This window comes from Maribacter antarcticus DSM 21422 (assembly GCF_000621125.1).
Classification (GTDB): Bacteria; Bacteroidota; Bacteroidia; order Flavobacteriales; family Flavobacteriaceae; genus Maribacter; species Maribacter antarcticus.
This window is the reverse complement of the sequence record NZ_JHZC01000022.1, coordinates 1-25,655: the sequence shown is the minus strand read 5'-3', so window position 1 is coordinate 25,655 and position 25,655 is coordinate 1. Positions and strand designations below refer to the sequence as shown.

The 25,655-nt window shown below is 38.0% G+C and carries 22 protein-coding genes, 1 tRNA gene and 1 pseudogene; 11 read left to right on the top strand and 13 right to left on the bottom strand.

Features of this window, described 5'->3' with window-relative positions:
- A complete protein-coding gene (locus tag Q360_RS0115555) occupies positions 1–1,452 on the top strand; it encodes an aldo/keto reductase (RefSeq protein ID WP_027077902.1) in 1,452 nt (483 codons plus the stop codon).
- Here Q360_RS0115555 and Q360_RS0115550 read toward each other — a convergent pair.
- The 5 genes from Q360_RS0115550 to Q360_RS0115530 all read right to left on the bottom strand — a co-directional run bounded on the left by Q360_RS0115550 (position 1,439) and on the right by Q360_RS0115530 (position 7,229).
- Positions 1,439–2,338 carry a flavin reductase family protein gene (locus Q360_RS0115550; RefSeq protein WP_027077901.1) on the bottom strand — a complete coding sequence of 300 codons (900 nt, stop codon included), beginning with the start codon at positions 2,336–2,338 and terminating at the stop codon, positions 1,439–1,441. The genes Q360_RS0115555 and Q360_RS0115550 overlap by 14 nt on opposite strands.
- A 14-nt stretch (positions 2,339–2,352) precedes the next feature.
- Entirely contained in the window at positions 2,353–3,591 is a 1,239-nt protein-coding gene (gene fahA / locus Q360_RS0115545; protein ID WP_027077900.1) for a fumarylacetoacetase, read from the bottom strand.
- An 86-nt stretch (positions 3,592–3,677) separates the two neighbouring features.
- Positions 3,678–4,841 (bottom strand): homogentisate 1,2-dioxygenase, encoded by a 1,164-nt coding sequence (locus Q360_RS0115540; RefSeq protein WP_027077899.1) that lies wholly within the window; start codon positions 4,839–4,841, stop codon positions 3,678–3,680.
- A 74-nt stretch (positions 4,842–4,915) separates the two neighbouring features.
- The gene (gene hppD, locus Q360_RS0115535) at positions 4,916–6,049 is read right to left on the bottom strand and encodes a 4-hydroxyphenylpyruvate dioxygenase (RefSeq protein WP_027077898.1); all 1,134 of its coding nucleotides are present in this window, start codon (positions 6,047–6,049) and stop codon (positions 4,916–4,918) included.
- A 67-nt stretch (positions 6,050–6,116) separates the two neighbouring features.
- Positions 6,117–7,229, bottom strand: coding sequence for a pyridoxal phosphate-dependent aminotransferase (locus Q360_RS0115530; protein ID WP_027077897.1), 1,113 nt, complete (start codon positions 7,227–7,229; stop codon positions 6,117–6,119).
- A gap of 109 nt (positions 7,230–7,338) precedes the next feature.
- Here Q360_RS0115530 and Q360_RS23570 point away from each other — a divergent pair, with 109 nt between their 5' ends.
- Together Q360_RS23570 and Q360_RS0115520 are read left to right on the top strand one after the other, a co-directional pair.
- Positions 7,339–7,788 carry a MarR family winged helix-turn-helix transcriptional regulator gene (locus Q360_RS23570; RefSeq protein ID WP_036196165.1) on the top strand — a complete coding sequence of 150 codons (450 nt, stop codon included), beginning with the start codon at positions 7,339–7,341 and terminating at the stop codon, positions 7,786–7,788.
- A 183-nt stretch (positions 7,789–7,971) separates the two neighbouring features.
- A tRNA-Arg gene (locus tag Q360_RS0115520) sits at positions 7,972–8,045 on the top strand.
- A gap of 228 nt (positions 8,046–8,273) precedes the next feature.
- Here Q360_RS0115520 and Q360_RS23565 read toward each other — a convergent pair.
- The 5 genes from Q360_RS23565 to Q360_RS0115495 form a co-directional block, all read right to left on the bottom strand.
- The gene (locus tag Q360_RS23565) at positions 8,274–8,585 is read right to left on the bottom strand and encodes a hypothetical protein (protein ID WP_036196164.1); all 312 of its coding nucleotides are present in this window, start codon (positions 8,583–8,585) and stop codon (positions 8,274–8,276) included.
- Between the two features lie 98 nt (positions 8,586–8,683).
- A complete protein-coding gene (locus Q360_RS0115510; RefSeq protein ID WP_027077895.1) occupies positions 8,684–9,049 on the bottom strand; it encodes a hypothetical protein in 366 nt (121 codons plus the stop codon).
- 123 nt (positions 9,050–9,172) lie between these two features.
- Positions 9,173–9,847 (bottom strand): hypothetical protein, encoded by a 675-nt coding sequence (locus tag Q360_RS0115505; protein ID WP_211251598.1) that lies wholly within the window; start codon positions 9,845–9,847, stop codon positions 9,173–9,175.
- A 108-nt stretch (positions 9,848–9,955) separates the two neighbouring features.
- The gene (locus Q360_RS0115500) at positions 9,956–10,576 is read right to left on the bottom strand and encodes a relaxase/mobilization nuclease domain-containing protein (protein WP_027077893.1); all 621 of its coding nucleotides are present in this window, start codon (positions 10,574–10,576) and stop codon (positions 9,956–9,958) included.
- Between the two features lie 1,442 nt (positions 10,577–12,018).
- The gene (locus Q360_RS0115495; protein ID WP_027077892.1) at positions 12,019–12,717 is read right to left on the bottom strand and encodes a Crp/Fnr family transcriptional regulator; all 699 of its coding nucleotides are present in this window, start codon (positions 12,715–12,717) and stop codon (positions 12,019–12,021) included.
- A 151-nt stretch (positions 12,718–12,868) separates the two neighbouring features.
- Between Q360_RS0115495 and Q360_RS0115490 the strand changes: the two genes are divergently transcribed.
- The 6 genes from Q360_RS0115490 to icd all read left to right on the top strand — a co-directional run bounded on the left by Q360_RS0115490 (position 12,869) and on the right by icd (position 22,206).
- Positions 12,869–13,150: a hypothetical protein gene (locus Q360_RS0115490; RefSeq protein WP_027077891.1), complete on the top strand. Its 282-nt coding sequence runs from the start codon at positions 12,869–12,871 to the stop codon at positions 13,148–13,150.
- A gap of 156 nt (positions 13,151–13,306) precedes the next feature.
- Positions 13,307–15,850, top strand: a complete 2,544-nt coding sequence (locus tag Q360_RS0115485; protein WP_027077890.1) for a YbcC family protein — start codon at positions 13,307–13,309, stop codon at positions 15,848–15,850.
- A 5-nt stretch (positions 15,851–15,855) separates the two neighbouring features.
- A complete protein-coding gene (locus Q360_RS0115480) occupies positions 15,856–17,724 on the top strand; it encodes a proton-conducting transporter transmembrane domain-containing protein (protein ID WP_027077889.1) in 1,869 nt (622 codons plus the stop codon).
- A gap of 47 nt (positions 17,725–17,771) precedes the next feature.
- Entirely contained in the window at positions 17,772–19,943 is a 2,172-nt protein-coding gene (locus tag Q360_RS23560; protein ID WP_051554760.1) for a SulP family inorganic anion transporter, read from the top strand.
- Positions 19,944–20,087: 144 nt separating this feature from the next.
- Positions 20,088–20,819 carry a DUF2490 domain-containing protein gene (locus Q360_RS0115470; RefSeq protein ID WP_169734663.1) on the top strand — a complete coding sequence of 244 codons (732 nt, stop codon included), beginning with the start codon at positions 20,088–20,090 and terminating at the stop codon, positions 20,817–20,819.
- Between the two features lie 163 nt (positions 20,820–20,982).
- A complete protein-coding gene (icd, locus tag Q360_RS0115465) occupies positions 20,983–22,206 on the top strand; it encodes an NADP-dependent isocitrate dehydrogenase (RefSeq protein WP_051554758.1) in 1,224 nt (407 codons plus the stop codon).
- Positions 22,207–23,011: 805 nt separating this feature from the next.
- Here icd and Q360_RS0115450 read toward each other — a convergent pair.
- Positions 23,012–23,251, bottom strand: coding sequence for a hypothetical protein (locus Q360_RS0115450; RefSeq protein WP_156950135.1), 240 nt, complete (start codon positions 23,249–23,251; stop codon positions 23,012–23,014).
- Between the two features lie 198 nt (positions 23,252–23,449).
- Here Q360_RS0115450 and azu point away from each other — a divergent pair, with 198 nt between their 5' ends.
- Positions 23,450–23,977 carry an azurin gene (azu, locus tag Q360_RS0115445; protein ID WP_027077885.1) on the top strand — a complete coding sequence of 176 codons (528 nt, stop codon included), beginning with the start codon at positions 23,450–23,452 and terminating at the stop codon, positions 23,975–23,977.
- A gap of 76 nt (positions 23,978–24,053) precedes the next feature.
- Here the strand turns inward: azu and Q360_RS23555 are convergent.
- Positions 24,054–24,734 (bottom strand): annotated as a pseudogene (locus Q360_RS23555) (3-keto-disaccharide hydrolase); the annotation flags it as partial.
- Between the two features lie 119 nt (positions 24,735–24,853).
- Positions 24,854–25,264, bottom strand: coding sequence for a gluconate 2-dehydrogenase subunit 3 family protein (locus Q360_RS23550; protein ID WP_262493232.1), 411 nt, complete (start codon positions 25,262–25,264; stop codon positions 24,854–24,856).
- Between the two features lie 122 nt (positions 25,265–25,386).
- Between Q360_RS23550 and Q360_RS23545 the strand changes: the two genes are divergently transcribed.
- A partial coding sequence (locus Q360_RS23545) for a carboxypeptidase regulatory-like domain-containing protein (RefSeq protein ID WP_036196162.1) occupies positions 25,387–25,655 on the top strand: 269 nt, incomplete at its 3' end.

The window sequence follows — 25,655 nt, the reverse complement described above, 5'->3', positions numbered from 1 at the left end:
ATGAAAGAAAAAATTCAACTTGCAGAAGGTTTAGAAATCTCCAGAATTATTACAGGACTATGGCAAATTGCCGATATGGAAAGAGATGGTAAAACCTTGGACCCTACAACTACTGCAAATCATATGGAACCTTATGTAGCCGCAGGCTTCACCACTTTTGATATGGCCGATCATTACGGCTCTAGCGAGATAATTACGGGTACGTTTAAGAATAATAATCCGCTAGGTAACAAGGTACAGTTATTTACGAAATGGGTACCGGAACCCGGTAAAATCTCACTGGATGATGTTCGAAAAGCTACCCAGACGGCATTGGGTCGTATGCAACAAACCCGTATTGACCTCATGCAATTCCATGCGTGGAACTATCCCGACCCAAGCTGGCTAGATGGTCTTTTCCATCTAAAAAAATTACAGGGAGAAGGTCTTATAAAACATATCGGTGTCACAAATTTTGATGCTGCCCATCTACGAGTTGCCTGTGCTAGTGGGATTCCTATTGTGAGTAATCAAATTTGCTATTCCCTTTTGGACCAAAGGGCAAACGCTGAAATGAGTGCCGTTTGCTCAGAATACAAGGTGAAGTTATTTGCGTTCGGCACCTTGGCAGGTGGGTTTTTGACAGATAAATGGTTTGATAAAAAAGAACCCTCCGAAGGAGACCTTACTACATGGTCGCAGATGAAATACAAACGCTTTATAGATGCCGCAGGCGGATGGAAACACTATCAAAATCTTCTTAAATCAGTAAAAAAAGTAGCTGATAAACATGGTGTTTCTATAGCAAATATAGCTAGCCGATATATTTTAGAAAACCCGAATGTAGCAGCCGTTATTGTGGGCGCCAGATTAGGAGAACGAAATCACATCGTCGATAATAAAAAAATACTACAGATTAATTTGAGCCCTGAGGATAATAATACCATAAAAGAAGCTCAAAAGAAACTACTCCTTATTCCTGGTAACTGCGGTGATGAATATAGGAAACCTCCTTTTCTAACAGCTTCTGGTGATTTAAGCCATCACCTACAGAACATCCCCAAGCCTTTTACAATTAAACAAGTTAGTGACACGAGGCAACAGATTTTTAGTGGAACCGAATGGGAGTCTTATGCTGGATACTGCCGTGCCATAAAAGAAGGGAATCGCATTCATATCTCCGGGACTACTGCTACGCATGGCGCCATGATGATTGGAGGTACTGATGCCGCTGCGCAGACCCACTTTGTGATTGACAAAATAGAAGCGGTATTACAAACTTTTGAGACCACCTTGGAAAGCGTTGTGCGTACACGAATCTTTGTCCACAATATAGAAGATTGGGAACCTATTGCACGGGCACACGGCGAACGCTTTAACGGAATTAATCCTGCGAATACCTTAGTAGAAGCGAAGCTTGTTGGGGACGGTTATTTGGTCGAAATCGAAGCCGAAGCCTTTATTCATAACTAAACAACAAAGCCAAAGCCTCTTGTGTTTTACCTTCTTCTAACCATTTTTGAGCGAGTTGGTGGACTTTTGTAACTAATTCAGCTGCATTAGTTTCCGAGAGAATCATTACGACCGCATCATCAGTACGAATTGCCTCCATTTCAGCGGCAGTAGGTATATTTTCCAAATTACCCAATCGGCCAAGATTGTTTCCGGTAAGTACAGCGCTGTTTACAACAGCTGTTGGCAGCCTGTCTACGCCAATGCCTTTATTGCGTACTGGTTTTGGGATTTCAAAAAGGGAATCACCACTAGAACGGGTGTACCAACTGCCACCCATACGGCCCACCAAATCTAGCTTTTGAGTATCTAATTGTCCGTCAGCATCAAGATATTCTTCTTGGATATGCATACGCTCTACTTTCGCCAGAATTAGATTTCCGGCACCAGGCGCATCCGCCAAAGGAATTACTTGGGTAACCGTACACTCCATAGCAACTGGGGCTTCCCCTACTCTTGGTGGGGCAACAACATCACTCTTTACTTGTGTAAATCCTGTTTTTTCAAATTCATTTACTCCTTTATCATAGGCTGTACTGGAAAGCGACATCTGCTCTACCATAGGGTAGTTTACGATATTGATAACCACCTCCGGAACTTCCAAGACATTTTGATGCGTATGCTTCATGCTCCCATCCCTTCCACTACGAGCAGGAGAAAAGATAAGCACGGGCGGGTTGGAACTAAATACATTAAAAAAACTAAAGGGACTCAAATTCACGTTGCCGTCTTTATCCACAGTACTTGCAAAACAAATAGGTCTTGGAGCTACGGCAGACAATAAATAGGCATGCAGTTCTGGCTGTGAAATATCCGAAGGAGATATGGTTTTTACTTTTTTATTCATCTATGTTTTATGGATTAATCGCTTGGTAAAATGGTCCCACTCACTTCCCCAAAACCAACTTTAATTCCGTCTTTTTCTGCAAATCCTCGCATAATTACGGTATCGTTGTCTTCTATAAAGGTACGTGTACTGCCGTCTTTTAAGGTTACCGGCTTACTACCACCCCAAGAAATTTCAAGCATAGATCCATAGGAACTTTCGTCCTTGCCGGAAATGGTGCCGGAAGCCATAACATCGCCAACGTTTATATTACACCCGTTTATAGTGTGGTGCGCCAACTGCTGTCTCATATTCCAATACATGTACTTTAAATTGGAGTTACTAACGGTATGCGCTACTGAATTTTCTGGCTGCAAGGCTACTTCTAGCTGAATATCGTAATTATTTTTACCGGTATACTTCAGATAAGGCAACACTTTAGGGTCTTGCTTTGGCCCGGCCACCTTAAAGGGTTCCAAAGCCTCTAGTGTCACAATCCATGGCGACATAGAGGACCCAAAACTTTTACCCAAAAACGGGCCTAAAGGCACATACTCCCATTTCTGAATGTCTCGTGCAGACCAGTCGTTGAACAGCACCAAACCAAAAATATAATCGGCAGCATCAGTCGTGGAGACACTATCCCCTAATTGCGTATTCTTCCCTGTTATAAAACCCATTTCCAGTTCAAAATCCAATCTTTCAGAAGGTTTAAAGACAGGCGCTGTGGCATCCTTTGGCATTACCTGCCCCTTTGGCCTTCTAATAGGTGTACCGCTTACTACAATAGATGAAGCCCTACCGTGATACCCAACAGGAATATGCTTCCAATTAGGCAAAAGTGCATTCTCAGGGTCACGGAACATTTTACCTACGTTGGTAGCATGCTCTATGCTGGAATAGAAATCAGTATAATCGCCAATATGAATAGGAAGATGCATTTGAACATCGGCCTGTAAAATTAGAATTTCCTGTTTTTTCTGCAACGGAGAATCGGCCTCCACTAACAAACGTTGTACATCCAAACGCACTTTGTTCGTTACTTTCTTTCCCAAGGCGATAAAATCGTTCAAGGTAGATTGCCTAAAAACAAAAGGGGAAACGTCTATCAATTCCGCTTCTGCTAGGGCAGCCAAATCCACAATCTGATTTCCTATGGCGATGCCCGCTCTTGTTTTTCCTTTCTTTTTCTTTGAAAAGATTCCAAAAGGAAGATTGTGTATACTAAAATCCGAATCGGCAGGAATGTCCAGCCAAGATGTAAGTTTTTTCATAAAATAAAGTTAGTACAACTAATGAGCTTTCAACATGCTATGTTGATTTGCAAAAGCTGTGTATTATAATTGCTATAAACGGCTTTTTATTCTTTATCCAACCAAGAAGAAAAATATTTACCATCATCAATTTTCATGGCATTTTCAGTGAGTTGTAAGGGCTTAAACGTATCTATCATCACCGCTAATTCCTCTGTCTTTGTTTTTCCAATACTTGCCTCATAGGTTCCTGGGTGCGGCCCGTGTGGAATACCGGAAGGATGCAGAGAGATATATCCTGGTCCAATACCCGTTCTGCTCATAAAATCACCATCTACATAGTAGAGCATTTCATCGGAATCTATATTGGAATGGTTATACGGCGCAGGAATCGATTTTGGGTGGTAATCGTACATCCTTGGACAGAAGGAACAAATGACAAAAGCACTTGTTTCAAAAGTCTGATGCACTGGTGGCGGTTGATGTACACGGCCTGTAATAGGCTCAAAATTATGAATTGAAAAACCGTAAGGAAAATTATAGCCATCCCATCCTACAACATCAAAAGGATGTGTAGCATAGACCAAATGGTGCAGCATCCCTTGTTTCTTTATTTTCATTACAAACTCGCCCTTTTCGTCGTGTGTTTGTAAATCTTGGGGTAGCTTGTAATCTCGTTCACAGAACGGAGAATGTTCTAACAACTGTCCAAAATAATTGCGGTAACGCTTTGGGGTGTAAATAGGACTTGAAGACTCGGCATACAAAATGCGGTTCTCTTCGGTATCAAATTCCATCTGATAAATCATCCCTCGGGGAATAATCAAGTAGTCCCCATATTCAAAAGGGATATTCCCTAAGAATGTTTTTAAGGTACCTGTTCCTTTATGAATGAACAGCATCTCATCCGCATCCGCGTTTTTATAAAAATAATCCGTAATCGACTTTCTAGGAGCGGCTAGACCAATAAGCACATCGCTATTGACCATCATAGGTTCCCGAGCTTCTAAAAAATCGTCTTTTGGTGCTACATCAAACCCAACCAGCTTACGAGAGGCTATATTCTTAGCCACCGCAATTTTTGGGGTCATATCTATAGCCTTACCTATTTCTTTTACCTGTGTAGGCCTGTGTACATGATAGAGTAAAGAAGACATACCGTCAAAACCGATAGTTCCAAAAAGCTGCTCATAATATAAGCTACCATCTGGCTTCTCAAACTGGGTGTGCCGCTTTTGCGGAAACTTTCCTAACTTATGATATATAGGCATTTTTTTAAGGGTATGGGTTAAGGGGTTCAGCGTTAAAAATTTTAGATTATCCTTAACGCTGAACCTTTAACTAGTTAATGCAATGTACCTCTGAGCTCTTGCTCGCGCTCGATAGCTTCAAAGAGTGCTTTAAAGTTACCTTTTCCAAAGGACTGTGCCCCTTTTCTTTGAATAATTTCGAAGAACATGGTAGGTCTTGGTTCTACGGGTCTTGTAAAAATCTGTAATAAGTAACCTTCATCATCACGATCGACCAGAATACCTAACTCCTTTAACGGAGCAAGATCTTCATCAATCTTTCCAACACGGTCAAGCACTACATCATAATACGTATCCGGGACTTTCAAAAACTCTATTCCTCTACTCTTTAAATCCCTTACCGTTTGTATGATATCGTCAGTAGCTACTGCAATATGTTGAATTCCTTCGCCTTCATAAAAATCGAGATATTCCTCTACTTGAGATTTTTTCTTTCCTTCGGCAGGCTCGTTAATTGGAAACTTAATTCTTCCGTTTCCATTACTCATTACCTTGCTCATTAGTGCCGTAAAATCGGTGGAAATATCCTTATCATCAAAAGAAAGTATTTGTGTAAAACCTAAAACATCTGAATAGAAATCTACCCATTCGTTCATTCTGTTCCAACCCACATTACCCACCATATGATCCACAAATTTTAGACCCGTCGATGTTGGATTATAGTCAGGAGTTTCCCATTTCCTATACCCCGGTAAAAAAGTTCCATTGTAGTCCTTACGTTCTACAAAAATATGGACTGTTTCACCGTACGTATGAATTCCCGAACGCACAACAGCACCATCGGTATCTTCATCAGTTCTTGGCTCCATATAGGATTTGGCTCCCTTCTCCATAGCTGTATTATAGGCATAAGTAGCATCGTCTACCCAAAGGGCAACCACTTTTACCCCATCTCCGTGATTGTCTATATGTTTACCAATTTCCGTTCCACTTTTTAAGGGAGACGTTAGCACCAAGCGAATCTTATCTTGGCCAACTACATAGCTTTCCCTATCCTTAAGTCCGGTTTCCAACCCAGCATAGGCTAGCGATTGAAATCCAAAAGCAGTTTTATAAAAATGCGCTGCTTGTTTAGAATTACTAACATAAAGCTCCAAATAATCAGTGCCATTTATAGGCATAAAATCCTTAGCGTTTTCGTGTAGTTTTGGTAAAGTTGAAGTATCCATCTTTCTTATTTCTTTAGTATTGCCTTCGCAACATAGTTATTAAAAATATATAATAATTCCTGATTTACTAGCTGTTTAACAACGATTTAATGGCGGCTAACATGGCGGTATTTGCTTCGCGTACACCAAAGGAAATACGCACCTTTCCCGGAGCGCCAAAAACACCAACAGGCCTCACCATAATTCCCTGTTGTTCCATCAAGGCAGTAAATTCCAAATCCGCTATCGGTGGGTCTATTAATACAAAATTACCTTGGGTAGGCCAGTGGGTAATCCCTAATTCTTGTAATCCATTCAATACATAAGCACGTTCTGTCCTTACTAAGCGTACGGTGCGTTCTACAAAATGGGTATCCTCCAAGGCCGCAATAGCACCTTCTAGAGCCAAAGAAGACAGCAAAAAAGGCTTACATACCTTTCTCATGTAGTTACTAAGCTTTAATGAGGCATAACAATAACCCACTCGTAAACCGGCTAAACCATAGGTTTTAGAAAAGCTATTGACAGCAATAATATTATATCCCTTGTTCACAAAAGGTAGCGCAGAAGTATAATCAGTTGCTTCTGCAAAATGACGGTATACCTCATCGTACACAACGATTACATGGGTAGGCAACTTGGATAAAAAATTTTCTAAAGCATCCTGCGGAATATAGTTTCCAGAAGGATTATTTGGCGATGCCAAGAAAATTAATTTTGTTTTTTTGGATATTGCACTTAAAATTCCATCTAAATCATAATCATAATCCGTAGTCATGGGAACGTTTATGGCGGTTGCGCCCATCCATCTGGTAAATGCGGTATAGGGTAAAAAACAAGGTTGCGAAACAATAATTTCATCCCCCTCGGACAAAAATACTTTCGAAATAATATCGATGATTTCCGACCCGCTATTCGCGGTTACAAAATGATCAGTAGAAAGTTCGTTACTAAAATCTTTCACCAATGCGGCTCGCAATCTAGCATCTGTATTATCAGGATATAAACTTAAGTTTTCAGTGGCATTTACTATGGCCATCTTTACCTTATCAGAAAAACCTAAAGGATTTTCATTAGAAGACAATTTATGAACCGTAACACCTTCTGGTAGAACAATCTTTTTACCTCCGCCCTTGTACGTACTATCCTCTAAAATATAGCTTTTAAAAAAGGTGCTATCTGCTTCCTGCTCTTTAATCATCGATTATATATATTATCCCATCCAAAAGTACTACAAATTTTTAATATTGTTGCATCAACAACAATATTTTGTTTTTTCTCCTTATTTTTGCCCCGTAAAACGATAATTTATGGATCGAACAGAAGGCTTTGGTGTTTATTTAGATCGTACCTTAAAAAAGGTACAGAGTACATTTCTAAGTGCCTTTACAGAAAATAATATTGACCTGACCATAGAGCAGTGGGTTATTTTACGGCGCGTGCATTTATTAGGAACCGATGCCTCCCAAGCCGAGATCAGCAATACGAACTTTAGGAACCGCGCTACCACCTCTAGGGTCATCAGTGGTTTATGTAAAAAAGGATTTTTAAAGAAGTTGCGATTTAGGGATGACCAAAAACGCTTTAAGCTTAGTATGACACCTGAAGGCCAACAACTTATGCATCGTGTGATGCCTTTGATAAGAGACATCCGTGCCATAAGCATAGAAAACATAAGCGAAGACGAGTTTGACATTTTCTTAAAAGTATTAGACCAAATTTGGGAGAATTACGATAATTATGAAAGCGGACGCTCTTGACTATTTTAGACCTATAACCACGTATTTATCACATTATCAACACCCTACACTAAATATTATTCTAAAAACGGACTTCAAACATTTAATACTATTTCAAACCAGAGGTTTTTAAACCATCTTTTGAATGATTTTCGTTTTACAGCGGTATAATTTTTAATACATTTGCACGCACATTTAAAAAATGGTGGCATAGCTCAGCTGGATAGAGCACCTGCCTTCTAAGCAGGCGGTCCTAGGTTCGAATCCTAGTGCCATCACTTGATTAACTAGACTTTAGAGCTTCAAACCTCTAAAGTCTTGTTTTATTAGCACTCAATTTGCGCTTAAAAATTGTCTTTATATGGTTTAATATAAGTGTATTTGACAATGTAAACTCATCTCTCTTACTAAAGGAGAACCCAAAGTTTTTTTAGTTTCTTTTTCTCCTTATCCACAAAAAGCGCACGTTTGCGCAAAATCCAATAACGGAATCACATTTGTATATGCTACAATGAAAGTCCACTACCTCTGTATTTTGAGTAATTCGTAAGTTCATCCTTAAACCCGGTAAAAACTTCTTCCGACTTCTTGTCCCTGTTTCCCAATAAGGAACTAATGGCATAAACTCCTTTTCTGAGCAATCGATTTTGTTGGATATTGGACTGCCTTGTAGATGCCACATTCATACGTTCACGAAGCCCTTTATATCCATGTGGTGGTATACCATTCCTCGATGCAGGTTCGGGTGTACATTTTCTGCCGTTATCATAAAGGCAACCTTGCCGTACATTCCTCTTTCCATAAGATGTCCCGCCCATAGGCTTTCGAGGTTGTTCCTGCCCTCCTCAACAAGGTTGTTGATGACAGGGTATTGTTCCTTTAATCTTGGGCCTACATCGGGAATTGCGCTCAAATATTAGCTTGTTCTTTTTGGTAATGCGAAACTTGTTTTATTGTCCGTGTAAATGGATTTAACCTCGAATCCGTCATTTTCTTTCACAAAGTAGAAACCCTTGGCATTGAAAAATGCAATGTAGTACTTTGCGGATTTTTCAAAAGGTAGATGCGTCCGATCTGCATTCTTTATGTAAGAACCCAAAGCGACACTTTTAGATTGCTTTTTGTAAACAGAATTCATTTTCTCATAAAGTTTTGGAAATATCATTGGCATGAAAATAGCCGATACCGTCAGCTTGGGACTATTTTCAAAATACTGTTCCGTCAACATTTCAAGCATCAAATGGTTTTGATGAACAAAACCTGTAGGTATATATTTTTCCATTTCCTTCGGAAAAGGCAAACTATTTAGGGGTACGGGAACGGTATGTCGGCTGGACTTGGCAAAGGACAACTTGTTGGTATTATACTTTACGCCCAGAGATTGGAACAAAAGACGGACACTACCCTATTTCGTGCCGACATTGAAAACATCCTTCTTCAATACCTTGCCAATGAGCTTGAATTTGTTTTCCAAGGTTTCCCTTTCTTTTTTAGTTTCTTGTTTGCATAATTTCTTCTTGACCAATAGAAATTCCTTTGCAAGTACTTTATACAGCAATTCCTTTTGATTTTTTGTAAGATGGCGTTCAAGGAAAACATAGTTTTTTGATTGTGTTTTATACGGAAGGATATTCTCCAATTTTATAGTACGGATACTTTCCGAGAACAAGCGATTTTGTTGCTTGGATTTTAAATAGCAGGTTTGGAATGCCGCTTTTATAAGCTTTTGGACTTCCAAAGTAAACTGTTTGTTATTGGTATTGATTTCCGTGAATTCTTCTCCGTTCTCGAAAATATTGGAACGTTTGTCCCTTCTTATGTTAGGGCTCAGCTCCGTTTCCATAAACACATAACCCGATTTATCATAGATGGTATATCCGTTGGTAGCCTCCCCTCTTTTATCCAGCTTTATAGCGATGCTCTGGTATTCCTTGGGTATATCGGCGAGGTCATTTGGACGGATGGACTTGAAAAGACCATAGGTAATTTCTATCTGTTTCAGCAGCCGCTTCCTGTGCGTTGGAAGCAGTTTCGATGTGGAATGGGTACCAAAGACCTTTTGTAGTTTCGGACCACTCAACCTTCGGTATACCATGGAGCCGTTGATAAACCTTGTCCGGCACCCTTTTTGGTTATTTAGGCCATAGGCGACCCCTAGCCTACCGGATTTATTTTTGGCCTGCCTTATTTAGATATGGTAGGGTTCTACCAGTTTTGCCAGTTCTTGGAAGCTGCGTACTTTGTGTTTTTGGAGGATACCGTTCAGTACATCTTGCAAATAGAATTTTGTCCCTTGGCCGGTATCCATGCCGAACTGTAGCCTTGGCAATCTATATAGCATGAGTTCCCTTTCTTGCTTGATAGTCTGTGATGGCGTAAGGTCGAACTTCTTTTCTAGATATTGTCTGGTCGCCATGCTTCTTCTATAGCTATTGAAGATGTTCAGCACCTTTCCGGCTTCGTTCACATTGGTCGTTACGATATGGACATGCTCGTGCTCGGTATCACTGTGCCTGACTATAACGTAGGGTAGTTTCCTATAACCCATTTTCTCCATGTATTCCTGTGAGACTTTATGGAACGTAGTATCGTCAAGATGTTCCCCGTGGGGAAGGTTGAGGCTGATATGGACATAACGGTTCTTAGTGGCATTACGCTGTCCCTGAAAATGTAATACACTCCTGAAGAATTTTTGTGAGATGTCCTGTGAGCACATATTCCCATAACCGAGTATGCGCATGCCTTCTTTTCCGAACACGTAGTGCAATGTTCCTTGACAGCTGTCCTCATAAATAATACTTCCAATCATTACGTTCGTTCCTCAGTTGTAGCCTTAATGAGCGTATTCATAAGTATGTTGGTCTTTTGTATCGCGTTCTCCAAACTACTGTTAGGACTTCTCAAGTTTTTATGGTGGGCGAGCTTCACCAATTGGTTGCTGTTGTTTCCTATTTTATTGATTCAGTAGGTGAGGTTCAACGTGTTCGGGAACCTGTCCTTTTCCACCGATTCCTTGTCCAGGACCAATCTTCTTAAAAAGGGACTTATTACGCCCCTTTCGGAAATATCCAGTTGATAGGATTCGCAGATAGTTCCCAATCTGTCCTATTCGGTATCGTTGAACCTGAGCATTACGTTATGAGATCGCTTACTCTTTCCTAATCGTTTTCGACCTCTTTTCTGTTGTTCCATTTTAGTTGCTTTTAAAGGCAAACACTTCGCAAGAAGTAGACAATTCTAAGTTACTTAGAATCCACCTCGCTATCTGCTTTACAGATAAATATAGTATATCATATTTAATTATAATATATTAATAATCAGTATTTTATAGTGTAAAACCATATAGATGCATATGGAATTATAAAAATCCAAACCAATAATTAATATGGTCTTATTTGGTATTTATAAATCATGAAAGCATCAAAACTTTGTGGGTAGGGAGAAGAAAGGTCAAGCGGCGAAAAGGCCGCTTGACCTTTTACGCGGCTCTGAGGGTGTCCGGTAAAACTGAAACGGAGCGACTTACCATTCGGACCGGCGTAGCGTGTCCGCATGGGGGAGAATAGAAGTGGAAGGTTGCCAGACTTTCGCAGGGGCTTGGGGTTTTATTCATGAGTATTAAAAGCGAACTGTTCAGGATTTGATTGTAATCAGTGAATATACCTGTTAAATGAAATATACATTTATATAATTATATAAATGTATATTTAAAAGTATTGACTAGCAGCTAGTTAACAACACCATAACTGTATTGAAGGTTATGGATACCCGTTCAATTTCAAAGTTATTTTCTTAAAAACTTACGTTTAAATGAGTTTCTTTAGGGAGATACACATATAGATGGTCTTAATATTTCCAATAAGTTTAAATTATTTTACAATAGAACTATGTTAGGGGTAGTTTGATTAATAATCTCCTAGGTAAAATAACCCATGACTATATTGACAGAGCTATAGCAAAAGTAGGTTAAGTTCATGGTAAGATTTGAAGAAAAGACAAGGTAAACCCTGTCTTTTTATTTCAGGCTATTTTATAGGACGAACTATTTTACAAAGTTTAATTAAAGGTGGGTTCAAGTAAGTAGGAATTAGGTTTATTTGAACTTTAAAAAACTGGACTAAGGGCTTTTGACAGTAGAAACCATCAGCCAATCATTTGTATTGATATTTACATTGCAAAAAGGGTTTATTCTGGTTCTGTAACCGAAAGAATGTAAATCAGCTAATTCTATTTTAACGTTCTTAAGTTAATCTAGTTTATTAGTTCCAAATTGAGAAATTCCATTAACCGTTCTTTGTTTGTTATGTGTATGATTCTTTTTTCGGTTTCAATAATGGCATCATCCTTAAACTGTTTTAAACTTCTTCCCAAGCTTTCCCTAGAAGTGCCAATCAGATTGGCCAAATCATCACGGCTTAAGTCAATACCTCCCGAATTTTCAGGATTTTCATTGAAACGATGTTCTAAAAGCAAGAGAAAAATAGCCAACCGTGCATTTTGGTCTTTTTGCGCTAGTACGGCAATAGTATTTGCCAATACTCCAAATTCATGGCCGATGTTTTTAATTACTGCCTGCTTTAATCGGGGAATCTCATCCAACAACTTTAAAAATTTCTCCTTTGCAATAAAATTCACTTCTAAATCTTCTATGGCTTCACAAGAATCTTGATATCGTTCCTCTCCCAATATAGCATGGTAGCCCAAGATATCATTGGCCTTATATATGTAAAATATCTGTTCTTGACCGCTAAAGCCTCTCTTAAATTTCTTAGCCCTACCCTGTTTTATTTGGAAAATACCTGTCGGAATACCCTCCTCATAAAACAGCATACTCCCCTTTTTAATCAAAAATGTTTCCATGGCTTTATGAACCAATCGTATTTCTGCAGAATTCAAAGAATTAAACAGTTGGTCGCTCTGAAAATCAAATTGGTTGAAGAAATTTTTCATAAATACAATTATGCTTTAAATATAACGTTTATTATTTTTAAACTTAACATATGTTACATATATTCGCAACTTCGTTTATAATATGAAGCTAAAAATCTTCTGCTTACTCTTCCTTTTTTTATCAGCATCCGAGGTTTCGGAAAGCACGCTGATGAATTTTTTATTTGAAAATAAGACCGAAGAATCCGACCAAAAAGAATCATCTGAAAAATGGTTAGAAGAAGAGCGTAAGGAGGAAACCTTATCTGCTAATTCCGATGATGACGCTATTACCCTAAGAGGTTTTTCTGGCGGTGTATCTATCGCTTTAACACCTACTACACCTCTAATAATTTTTCATTTTATAAAAGTAGAGTGCAACTCTCTTGACTGGGTTATTCTTCCTAAAAATCCCAGATATATCGAATTTTGCTCCTTAAAACTACATTGTTAGTACCTTTCTTTCAATAGGCAAAACTGTCTATAATTTGGCATAATTCACCATGCCAATATTCCTTTTACAACTTATCAAATACAATACGGTAAAGGATACCCATATTTATCTTAAGAAATTTTAATAGCTACTTCATAGTAGTATCACAGTTAGTATATGGAAACAACCGAAATTCATTTTAACGAGGGGTATACCCTTGAACATCTTGTACATTATCTTCCATCACAGCTTACCTTGAAAGATTTTGTACACCACAACTCCCTTCATAGTTTTCAGGACAAGGAATTCTTTGATGGTATTTTTAGTGCTTCCAAGATTTTCGGAATTCAGGTAACATTCAATCTGAATGAGTATCGAAAGTTACACCGTCAAGGCCGAATTCGAATGGAAATTATCGACCGTGTAATCATCCAGCAAAAAGGAACATCTAATCTGAATGAATACCGACAAAAAATGTTGTCCGGATCCTATAATCATGACTACGATCCAAGAATAGGACGGCTAAGGGAAAATTGGAAAGGCCAGTACAAGGTTAATCTAGACGATTTGGTACAGCCCTTACTTTTCCGCATTATCGGAAGTTATTTGGACCAAGGTATTGCTATTTGGCATTTTCCTTTTGAGGATAAGGGGTTAATTAATGCCGTCAAGATTTTAGAGGAAAATAGTATGACCAGTTTCTTTAAGACAAAAAGAGCAAAGGCTCTTCTATTTTCTCGAGATCTGTCCATTGAAAAATTACTTGAAATTCTGGTAGGGAATTCTTCCTATTATGAAAATTATCTTTTTGACCAGCAATTTGCGCACAAGGGTTGGAGTGGTCTTGTTGCCGCTATAGAAAGCACCCCGGAAACCTTATTCTATCGAAAAAAAGTACATCTAAAAGATTTTATCCTATTAGAACTCCTATTGGAAATAGATGCGTTGGACAAGACTTTGGGTAAACGTTGGAAGCCTTTGGCAACAAATTACCAGAATCATGCAGATAGCTACTTTGCCAAAGTAGAGCAAGAAGAACTGCAAGAGATTCTCAAATTATGGCAAGAAGCTTTTGAGTGGGATTACTATGACGAAGTGTTAAGTGGTGTAGGGCATTTGGCAAAGACCAACCGTATACCCACTAGGGAGAAACAGAGCTTTCAGGCCCTTTTCTGCGTAGATGACCGCGAATGTTCCTTGAGAAGACACTTAGAATTTGTAGATCCCAAGTGCGAAACCTTGGGTGCGCCAGGTTATTATGGAGCGGCGATTTATTTTCAACCCTACAAGGCCCAGTTCTTTGAAAAAAATTGTCCGGTAGCAATAACCCCAAAACATCTTATCAAAGAAATTGAGGTGTCGAAGGAGCGAGGTAATGAGATACTTCATTCTAAAGAGTCACATACTTTTTTTAAAGGTTTTTTGTATGGTATTTCCTTAGGGTTATGGTCCGGTTTTCGAATGATACATGATCTGTTCAGCCCAAAAATGCGGCCAGATATAGCCGATGCTTTTTCTCACATGGATATTAATGGGAAATTGAAAATAGAAAATACCGACCCCAACGAAAAAGAGAACGGTCTACAAGTGGGCTATCGAATCGAAGAGATGGTCGACATAGTGGAATCGCTTTTAAAAGGTGTAGGCTTAGTGGATAACTTTACTGATTTGGTCTATGTAGTGGCCCATGGTAGCAGTAGCGCAAACAATCCACATCATGGTGCACATGATTGTGGAGCCTGCAGCGGAAGGCCCGGAGCTATCAATGCCCGAGTATTTGCCTTTATGGCCAATCATGATAAAGTACGGATGGTTTTGGAGACGAATGGAATAATCATTCCCGACAAAACCCAATTTATTCCTGCCATGCACGATACCGCAAGTGACGAGGTAGGTTTCTACGATGAGGACATACTGTTTCCAGAAAATGCGAGACAACATAATCTGCATCGAGAGACCTTTGAAAATGCCTTGGATATCAATGCCAAAGAAAGAGCCAGAAGATTTGCTTCTATTGATATCTCAAAAGACATCAAGTACATTCGAAAAGAAATCAAAAAAAGGTCTGTTTCATACTTTGAACCAAGACCAGAATTAGGACATGGCTCTAACGCCTTATGCCATGTAGGTGCAAGGGATAAAATCAAGGGCCTTTTCCTCGATCGTAGAGCCTTTCTACAATCCTATGATTATCGCACGGATCCTGATGGAGAGGTCTTATTACAGGTTTTAAGCCCGTTACCTGCAGTATGCGGTGGTATTAATTTGGAATACTATTTCTCAAGGATGGATATCGAAAAAATGGGTGCCGGTACCAAACTGCCCCATAACGTTATGGGGCTCATTGGTGTGGCTAACAGTAGCGATGGCGACTTACGGCCAGGATTACCCCTTCAAATGATAGAGAACCACGATCCCGTGCGTTTACTAATGATGGTGGAGCATAGGCCTGAAATCGTACTGAAAACCATTAAATCATCAAAAGCAATGTACGATTGGTTTGATAAAGGCTGGCTACACCTTGTGGCTATTTCACCTGATGACGGAAATCTCTACCATTTTCATGAAGGAGCTTTTATTCTGTACGTGCCCATATCGAAAATCTCGGAAACCAATGATATTTTAAAAGTCATAGAAACCGCTGAAGAAATGGAGACCAACCATATCATCGACGCTACAAAAGAAAACATTCCAGTTTATGTTTATCCCCATAAAAACTAAAAAAAATGAATGTATTATTACCTGTTTTACTCATTACCCCACTACTATCCTTATTCGTAGGCTTTAGCTTTTCGAACAAAGATGAAAAAGCAATATTTACCGTATCGGTGCTTGGCGTGCTATTAAATTTCATTGTCCTAATCCTACTCTTTTTCGCCTATATATACAACGGTTTTGAACACATGCGCTTTGTAGGCCCCGTACTGTATCATACAAGTGAAACCAATTTGGGCTTTAATCTGTTCTTAGATGGATATGGACTGGCCTATATGTTGGTCGCCACTTTTCTTACGGGTATTATCGTAGTTTTTAGTAAAAATTATATCCATCGTGAAAAGGGGTATAAACGCTTTTTCAATAACCTAAAGTTCTTCTATTTCGGACTTATGTTGGTGCTATTGGCTGACAATCTGGAAACCCTCTTTGTCGGTTGGGAAGTTTTGGGGGTAACCTCTTTCTTTTTGATTGGGTTCTATAGAGAGCGCTATCTTCCAGTAAAGAATGCCCTTAAAGTCGTTTCCTTGTACCGAGTGGCCGATATAGCCCTGTTACTAGCTATATGGGTAACGCATCATTATTTTGGGCATAGTATTAGTTTCTTTGACTTTGAAGGCTTTCAAGGTTCAGAGCCACATATCCTTAATGAGACTTTTTATCAATTTATGATTCCTGGTGTTATTTTCATCGCCGCCATGGTAAAATCGGCGCAGTTTCCATTTTCATCTTGGTTACCAAGGGCTATGGAAGGCCCGACCACTTCAAGCGCTATTTTTTATGGTTCCCTCTCCGTTCATATTGGGGTCTTTTTAATGATACGTACCGCTCCTTTTTGGGAAGAAAATATAACCTTTCGCCTCTTAATCGGCACAGTTGGTCTAACTACCTGTATCATGGCCACTTTGACATCAAGGGTGCAATCGTCTATTAAAACACAGATTGCATATTCGTCCATTGCCCAGATAGGGTTCATGTTTATTGAAGTAGCACTAGGTTTTTATTGGTTTGCTATATTTCATTTTACTTCCAATGCATTTTTTAGATCGTATCAGCTACTGCTTTCACCTTCGGTGTTGGGCTATCGAATTCACGAACAGCTTTTCCATTTCGTACCTCCGGCAGCACAGGGCACAAAGGGTTTATGGAATAGAATAAAACTTTCTATTTATATTCTTTCTATTAAAGAATTCAATCTGGATAGATTTATGTACCGTTTTCTATGGAACCCTTTGAAGAAAACCGGTAACCTCTTTCGCTTTATTAGCACCAAATCGCTTTTTTATATCATCGTACCTTTATTTTTGGTGGGGCTATTTACGGTGTACAATCAAGATATATTGTCAGCAGCCTTATTGCGCTACCTACCTGAAATTTACGCAGGCTTTGGTCTGGTACTTATTCTTAAATCTTTTGTGGAACGTGACTCCGTACTATCTAGTTGGTTGTTGATTTTCATGAACCAATTGTACCTTTCCTTAGCTTTTGGTTTTAACGAGGAGTTCGATTTCAACCAAATTCACATCTTTCTCAGCGGAATATTTTTAGCTGCGGCATTGGGCGTGTGGGTTATTCTTAGATTAAAGAAAAAGGGAGAGGATATTTCTCTGAACCAGTTCCAAGGACATTCCTACGAGTATCCACGCTTGGCCTTTTTATTCGTGATAGCTTGTCTGGCCATGGCAGGTTTTCCAATTACACCAACCTTCATTGGAGAAGATCTGATGCTCGGCCATATTCACGAAAACCAATTTCCGCTATTGCTCTTAATGGTTTTGAATCTTATTCTAGACGGTCTAGTGATTTTTAGAATCTATTCAAGACTGTTTTTGGGTAAGCATAAAAAAGGATACCACGAGTTTGCGTATAGGTCTTCATAAATCGCTTGGAATTCAAAAAATTAAGTAAACATAAATTATCATATAAAATGAAAAATACAGAAATACCAAAAAAAGGAATCGCAGGTTTGAAAGCCTATTTTAAAGACGATTTAGTATCGGGCTTTAGTGTTTCGTTGATAGCCTTACCTTTATGTTTGGGTATTGCCATAGCTTCGGGGGTCCCACCCCTTGCGGGTTTGATTGCTGCTATTATCGGTGGTTTGATTGCCTCGCGAATATCTGGAACATTTGTAACTATTAGTGGTCCGGCAGCAGGATTGATAGTAATCACTTTAGGTGCAGCAGAAGCTATGGGTGGCGCTGGGGCCGAAGCAGGATATTTAGGATATCCACACGTCTTGGGTGCAATAATTATCGGAGGATTGATTATGGCGCTTTTTGGTCTATTAAAAGTGGGCAAAGTTGGCGACTATTTTCCATCAGCCGCCGTTCACGGTATGTTGGCCGCCATTGGTATAATTATCATTATCAAACAATTATTTCCCGCTATCGGTGCACCTTCGCCAAAAGGAGAAATTTTAGAAGTGGCAACGGATATTCCACATGCTTTTACCGAATTGAATCCCTATGCATTGACTATTGCTTTAATTTCTATGGCAATTTTAATTGTGCATCCAATTTTAAAGGTCAAATTCATCAAAATGATTCCTGCTCCAATGTGGGTGCTCATACTTACGATTCCTACAGCGATACTTTTAGGTGCCGAGAATTTGGCAATGGTAGAAATGCCACATAATCTGTTTGGTGAAGGCGGTTTTCAATTACCATCTTTTGAGAAAATCGGTGAATCTGCATTTTGGATTGCTGTTGTAGGTTTCGCTTTGGTTTCGGCAATAGAAAGTCTTTTGAGTGCCAAAGCGGTTGATAGTTTAGATCCCTATAAAAGAAGTTCGAATTTGAACAAAGATTTAATCTCAATGGGCGCCGGTTCTTCACTTTCCGCTTTAATTGGGGGACTTCCAATGATTTCTGAGATTGTACGTTCTTCTGCAAATGTGAATAATGGGGCAAAAACTCAATGGGCAAACTTTTTTCACGGTGGTTTTCTTCTCTTTTATTTACTTATTGGTGTAACCGTAATCGAGATGATTCCTATATCCGCTTTAGCGACAATGCTCGTTTTCACTGGGTTTAAGTTAGCTTCTCCTAGGGAGTTTAAACATATGTTTCAAATTGGCTTAATGGAATTTGAAATTTTTGTAGTAACACTTGTTGCCGTTTTAGCCACAGATCTGATTATTGGTATCGGAATTGGAATTTTATTCAAATATGTATTAATTCTTATTAAAGGAACAAAGTTCAAGGAGTTGTTTAAATCTAATTTGGATATACGCCACGAAGGAGAGGTCAAGACAATTCACCTGAAAGGCTCACAGATTTTCTCCAACTATTTATCGCTTAAAAAGAAGATGGATAGTGGTGTTCAAAAACACAAAGAGTTAATTCTTGACTTCTCTGAAGTAGAATTTGTGGACCATACCGTTATGGAACATTTAGAAGATTATGCGCGATTAGCAAAGATGAATGGTAAAGATGTACATATTGAAAATACAGATGGTCTTAACCCGGTGTCTAATCATCCATTAGCGGCCAGAGACCGCAGATTGAAAGTAAAATTAGACAACATCAACATAAATACCCGAACGCTACAATTACTTTCGTTCTCCAATGGAAAAAACTATCAATTTAGCTCAAAGTTAGATGATTATAGTGAATGGGAATTCTACCATTTTACCATCCGAAAACAAATTTTATCCATTGAAAATGTAATTCAGTACCAAAAAAATGGGATGACCTACCAGATAGCTGACATCACCACAAAAACAGGTGCAGAAGTCACAGCAGATATTGACAAGGTAACAGCCATCAAAGTTTCGGGGATATCTGATGTACCAAAATTTTATTTACAGCGCAAAGATTTCTTGAAGGCCCTCAAAGATGTTTTTGATCACAATGACATCACTTTTGCTGACTTTCCTAAATTTTCAAAACATTATGCTGTGCACGCTGCCGATACAGAAGATAAAGTGCGCCATCTATTTAATGATGAGCTGATGTCCTATATGGAAACTCATGGCACTATGTTCATGAGTGGTAATGGTGAGGATTTGCTCGTTCATCTGGAGGACAAATTGCTCAACATTGATGAAATCGAATCGATTATTGCCCGTACTGAACATATTGTTTCTGTTATGTAAACCAGAACAGCATTGAAAATAAGAATATAAACTTTGACATATTTGGCCATAAAACAACATGGTTAGTGAGGAGAGATGGTTTATACCTGTCCCTGGAAAACCTTCTCTTCTGTTGTTTTGTGGCCTTTCTTATACTTGATTAAAATGAAAAATCTATATGTAGTTCTGTTGTCCCTGCTGGTTTTCAAATTTGCTGGAGCACAAGAGACAAAACAGACCCATTATAGTTCTTGGAATAGTTTTATACCCAAAATGAAGATAAACAAATCATTCTATGTAAAATCTGAAATTCATTTTAGACGCACAAACTTTCTAAAAGATTGGGAACAACTGCTCATACGACCTGCAATACATTACAAACCTGCCGACGTTTATGATTTCGCTTTGGGCTACAGTTACATTCGAAATTATTCGTTTGCCGATTTTAGCTCGCCCATTAATGCGAACGAGCATAACGTATGGGAAGAAGTAGAACTGCGCCACACGCTTATACGATTAAAATTTAACCACAGGTTTCGCTTGGAAGAACGCTTTATCGATAAGTTAGTTCAGCCTTCTGAAGGTGTCTTTAACATTGATGGCACTACCTATAACAATCGGTTTCGCTATCGCTTTACTTTAACAAGGCCCCTAATAAAACTGAATGAGACAGAAAATATTTCATTTCAAATTTTTGATGAGCTTTTCATCAATCTGGACCAGAGTGTTCGACCAAAATCATTTAACCAGAATTGGTTTTATATCGGCCTAAGCTATCCCATAACTTCAAAAATGGCTTTGGGAATGGGATATCATAATATTGGTCTAAATGGTGGTAACGATACATTTATAACCAATCATATTTTACAGACAACTGTTTCATATAGTATTAATTAATAATGTTATGCGTAATACCAACAGAACTTATTCGATTTAATTTAAATGGATTAGGCAACTATGGAATTGGCAAATGGGTTGGCAAGTTGATGAATAAAGCAACGAGCTTTATTTAATAATACAATATTTTATTTTTTTTAATGCTTTAAATTAATTTAAGAATATGAATAAAATTACAATTCAAGACGGTAGACTAAATGTTCCAGATAACCCTATAATCCCATTTATAGAAGGGGATGGAATAGGACCTGATATTTGGAAAGCTGCCAAGCAAGTATTCGATGCTGCTTTAGATAAAGCGTACGGAGAAAGCAGAAAAATAGAATGGAAAGAGGTATACGCAGGCGAGAAGGCATTTAATAAAACGGGAGAATGGTTGCCCAAGGAAACTGTTAAAGACATCGCACAATATCTTGTTTCCATAAAAGGGCCATTAACCACACCGGTTGGTGGAGGCATGCGGTCACTTAATGTATCTTTGAGGCAGCAACTTGACTTGTACGCTTGTGTAAGGCCTGTGAGGTGGTATCCTGGGGTTCCCTCTCCCGTAAAATCGCCTGAAAATGTAGATATGATTATTTACAGAGAAAACACGGAGGATATTTATGCGGGAATCGAATGGATGAACGGAACACCAGAGCTAGAAAAAATCAAGAACTTTCTGATGAACGATATGGGTGTTACTAGTATTCGATTTCCCGATACGGTCTCAATAGGAATAAAACCCGTTTCAAAAGAAGGTACAGAACGATTGGTTAGAGCTTCCATTGAATACGCCTTAGAGCAGAAAAAGGCATCTGTAACGATTGTTCATAAGGGCAACATTATGAAATTTACAGAAGGTAAATTCAAAGAATGGGGCTATCAATTGGCAAAAGATGAATTTGGTGCTATAGATTACGAAGGAGGCCCATGGCAAATAATTAACCATAATGGACATGAGCTCATCATAAAAGATGTTATCGCCGATGCATTTCTACAGCAAATTATTTTAAGACCCTCGCAATATGATGTAATTGCAACATTAAATCTTAACGGCGATTATATTTCAGATGCGTTGGCTGCCATTGTTGGTGGAATCGGTATCGCTCCAGGTGCCAATATCAATTATAAGACCGGGGTTTCTATTTTTGAAGCAACTCACGGAACAGCCCCCAAGTACCGAGGGCAAGATAAGGTGAACCCCTCTTCTTTGATTCTTTCTGGGGTTATGATGTTGGAATACCTTGGATGGCAAGAAGCAGCAAGTGTTATAGTTAATGCTATGGAGACTACTATTGCTAAAAAGACCGTCACCTACGATTTTGAAAGATTAATGGATGGAGCAACCCTTCTCAAATGTTCAGAATTTGGACAAGCATTGGTAAAAAATATGAAAGTCCAGTAATGCATGAAACAACAAATGAGGGGACTCAAAAAACGTAAGGTGAATTTAACCTAGGGGTTTTTATGGACGAGTAGTTTTTACAGTATATTTAAAGGGTTGTTTATTTATACTTCTGAAGAAGTAGGTATCCATTAAGTTCATAAAGTTTAAAGTACCATATCAATTAAATAGTTTTCTTTTTGACCTTTAATTAAACTTTCACGTCCATCATAAATAGTTTTTTAGAGACTTAAAAAACTATTTACAAAAAGTACAGGTTGTAAATAGTTTTATTCTTTATTTGAATTTTGTTATTGGTTTATGATGCCAAATATTCTCAAACTAATAATACCTCTAGGAAAACCTTTCCACATCAAAATAACTCCAACTGCCGTCGCATTGAAAACACCCTCTCTAACTTTGAACCCTAAATTATCGTTTAAATAAAAGATTATTTTATGCATTATGGTTCCTACAACATTGGAGAGTGAAAAAGAATTAATTACCAATATTTTGCATTCTGATGTTTTGTTAATTAGTTTTTCCAAGAAAGCAACCAATTGAAGTACTGATTCAGTCGAATGTATTAAGGTGCTTAACCTAATCTTTACGTATCATTCGTTATTCCTTAACCACTTTTTTTGAATTAGAATTACCTATCCATGAATTAAAATTTTATCTATTTTTTCCTGAGGCCATTGACCTCTCGAATACTTATTTTACTGCCATTACGATAAAATTTGTTCCTAAAGCATGGAAATATTGCAACAAAATATACAATCAGATATAATGGAATACAAGCAATCACTACCACAATGAACAAAATCTACTTTGCCAACCAATTTGTTTGAAGAAAGGTTTCGGTGCTATCACCTCTATAAGCTGTATCGCAATGGTTAGCTCCGTCTACTGGATAGAAACATCCGTTAACTAATAGTTCAAGAAAACTCCAATGCACACTCTTTCCTTTTGATATCAACATATAGTAACCAATCATTAATATTTGTGGAGAAAAGGAAAAACCACTAGAACCCAAGTCTATATTCAATGGGTATTCCTTATTCACTTTATACAATTTTATTGATTTTATCACTTAACCAAATTAATTTAAAGAGACTCAAAGAGTAAACTCTGCAATTCTAACAATAAAACATCCTCAAAAATAAACAAATAATACCCTTTTCTTTTAGGTAGGCTTCATTCATTTTTCTTTTGCTATAACAAGAGAAAGCAGTAATTTAGTACCTCACAAAAAATTAAAAAAATGAAATATATTTTAACAGCAATTGTCTGTATTACTTTATTAGTAAGCTGTGGCGAAAGCAAAGAAGAAAAAGCTACTTTAAAAACAAAAACTACCACGGTAAAAAAGTCTAAGGTTGTGGCAAAAAAAGAAATGGTGGTGGTAGATGCAGATGGCGTTGTAAACGTTAACATGATTACTGCTGACCGAATGTGGTTTAATCTTAAAAAGATTACTGTAAAAGCAGGTCAGAAAATAAAACTGACACTTACTCATACTGGTAAACTACCCAAAAGCGTAATGGGCCATAATGTTGTCTTTTTAAAGCAAGGTGTTACAACTTCTGCATTTGCATCTGAAGCTGCTGCTGCTAGAGATAATGATTACATTCCTGAGGGAACAACAGCTGTTATTGCATATACTAAAATGCTTGGTGGTGGAGAAACAACTACCATAGAGTTTACTGCACCAGCTGCCGGAACATATGATTACATCTGTAGTTTTCCTGGACATTATGGAATAATGAAAGGAAAGTTAATTGTAGCATAAAATTTATAGAAAAGTAGCTATTAAAAAACCCTTCTTAGAAATTTCTAAGAAGGGTTTTTTAATGCATTGTCATTTTTTAAAGTTCTAAAATTTCTATATTTTTAAATTCTATTGGATGACTTTCACTTTGCAAAGAAATATAACCACTAGTTAAAGGTTGCCCATCTTTTAATTGTATTTCTTTAGAGGTGCCCTCTAAAAACTGGCCACCAATACTTGGGTTTGTATATGTAATTACACTGTTGCCATTTATCTTATGGGTAATCTTTTCTTTAGTTACTATTATTTCTAAAGCGATCCATTCTTCGCCATAATAAGTTTCTGAATTTGCATTGATGCAATGATCTGTAACTAAAACGTTATTTACAGAGACATGGGTTGCTGGTGTGCATAAATTACCTGTTGGTCTTAGTATTTTTGGTGTAATTCCACCTAATAACTGCACTTCTAGAGACAACGGAAAAGCCTGATCTAACAACATACTTTCTGGTGATTGTGAATGAATCATAACTCCACTATTTTTAGTGGCCCAAGCTTCGCCACCATTTGTTTGGGTTCCTGTAAACCGATATTGTAATCTAAACTTGTAATTTGAAAAAGGAGTTTTGTAGGTTAACAGTCCGAATCTGTTTTCAAAATTATCGTACCCATCATAAGAAACTTTAAGAATGCCGTTTTCTACGCGAAAGGTATTCTTAAAGTTGTCATGTAATTCATAGCCATTAATCTTAACAACCCAATCATCTAAATCTAGGCCATTAAATAATTGTTGCTAAGAAGCTTCAATAATAGTGCTTTTTAGGTTTTCTTTCTTTGTGAAATCACAATTTATAAAAAGCAATAGGATGACAAGTAAGCTACCTAGCTGTTTCATACTTATAAAGATGAAGATTTGCCTCCTGAAATTTCTTGCAAATCTCCACAGTAATAAGCCGTTGGAACTGGATCATACATTAAAACATTTTCACCAATCTCTTCTGCAGTTACATACGCCGTAATTGTCAGGTATTTCAAATGATTTAAAAATTCATTTTTGGTAGGCTGTAATGCTTCCGGATTTGCCAATCTATCTTCATCAATATCTCCTTTCACCAATAAATGCGTGTCTAACAGCGCGGTGTATTGTACTGTGGTAATATCTCTAATGTCTGTTTCTACGGTTGGTTTTAAAGTTGCAATCAACTCTGTAAAGCTAATTCTTATCGCTTCTTGGTCTTCTGAATTTAAAACTTCTGTAATATATGTATCTATAAATTGTGGCACATTGACCTCTGTTGCTGAAGGTATTCCTTATTCACTTCATACAATTTTATTGATTTTATCACTTAACCAAATTTATTGATTTAGGTTAACGAGTTTGAGGTTTAAAGCAATGTTTCTTTGCAGAAACAAAAATTAAATCAATTACAATGAAGAAATCAATTTATATTATTTTCGCGTTATTTACCTCCATAATATATGGACAGAATGGAACTATAAAAGGTAAAATTCTCGATAAACAATCAGAACTTCCCTTGGTAGGAGCTAGTGTAGAACTATTGGGATCTGAAACACCCAGAGGTGTAATTACAGACTTTGACGGGTATTTTACATTAACAGATGTCCCCGTAGGCAGAAAGGCTATTAGAGTAAGTTACATTGGCTATGAAACCAGTACAATTCCAGATATTGAAGTGAG

Excerpts from the sequence above, each read along its gene's own strand:
- Q360_RS0115555 (WP_027077902.1), top strand. The coding sequence starts at position 1 with ATGAAAGAAAAAATTCAACTTGCAGAAGGTTTAGAAATCTCCAGAATT.
- Q360_RS0115550 (WP_027077901.1), bottom strand. The coding sequence starts at position 2,338 with ATGAATAAAAAAGTAAAAACCATATCTCCTTCGGATATTTCACAGCCA.
- fahA (WP_027077900.1), bottom strand. The coding sequence starts at position 3,591 with ATGAAAAAACTTACATCTTGGCTGGACATTCCTGCCGATTCGGATTTT.
- Q360_RS0115540 (WP_027077899.1), bottom strand. The coding sequence starts at position 4,841 with ATGCCTATATATCATAAGTTAGGAAAGTTTCCGCAAAAGCGGCACACC.
- hppD (WP_027077898.1), bottom strand. The coding sequence starts at position 6,049 with ATGGATACTTCAACTTTACCAAAACTACACGAAAACGCTAAGGATTTT.
- Q360_RS0115530 (WP_027077897.1), bottom strand. The coding sequence starts at position 7,229 with ATGATTAAAGAGCAGGAAGCAGATAGCACCTTTTTTAAAAGCTATATT.
- Q360_RS23570 (WP_036196165.1), top strand. The coding sequence starts at position 7,339 with ATGGATCGAACAGAAGGCTTTGGTGTTTATTTAGATCGTACCTTAAAA.
- Q360_RS23565 (WP_036196164.1), bottom strand. The coding sequence starts at position 8,585 with ATGGGCGGGACATCTTATGGAAAGAGGAATGTACGGCAAGGTTGCCTT.
- Q360_RS0115510 (WP_027077895.1), bottom strand. The coding sequence starts at position 9,049 with ATGGAAAAATATATACCTACAGGTTTTGTTCATCAAAACCATTTGATG.
- Q360_RS0115500 (WP_027077893.1), bottom strand. The coding sequence starts at position 10,576 with ATGATTGGAAGTATTATTTATGAGGACAGCTGTCAAGGAACATTGCAC.
- Q360_RS0115495 (WP_027077892.1), bottom strand. The coding sequence starts at position 12,717 with ATGAAAAATTTCTTCAACCAATTTGATTTTCAGAGCGACCAACTGTTT.
- Q360_RS0115490 (WP_027077891.1), top strand. The coding sequence starts at position 12,869 with ATGAATTTTTTATTTGAAAATAAGACCGAAGAATCCGACCAAAAAGAA.
- Q360_RS0115485 (WP_027077890.1), top strand. The coding sequence starts at position 13,307 with ATGGAAACAACCGAAATTCATTTTAACGAGGGGTATACCCTTGAACAT.
- Q360_RS0115480 (WP_027077889.1), top strand. The coding sequence starts at position 15,856 with ATGAATGTATTATTACCTGTTTTACTCATTACCCCACTACTATCCTTA.
- Q360_RS23560 (WP_051554760.1), top strand. The coding sequence starts at position 17,772 with ATGAAAAATACAGAAATACCAAAAAAAGGAATCGCAGGTTTGAAAGCC.
- Q360_RS0115470 (WP_169734663.1), top strand. The coding sequence starts at position 20,088 with ATGAAAAATCTATATGTAGTTCTGTTGTCCCTGCTGGTTTTCAAATTT.
- icd (WP_051554758.1), top strand. The coding sequence starts at position 20,983 with ATGAATAAAATTACAATTCAAGACGGTAGACTAAATGTTCCAGATAAC.
- azu (WP_027077885.1), top strand. The coding sequence starts at position 23,450 with ATGAAATATATTTTAACAGCAATTGTCTGTATTACTTTATTAGTAAGC.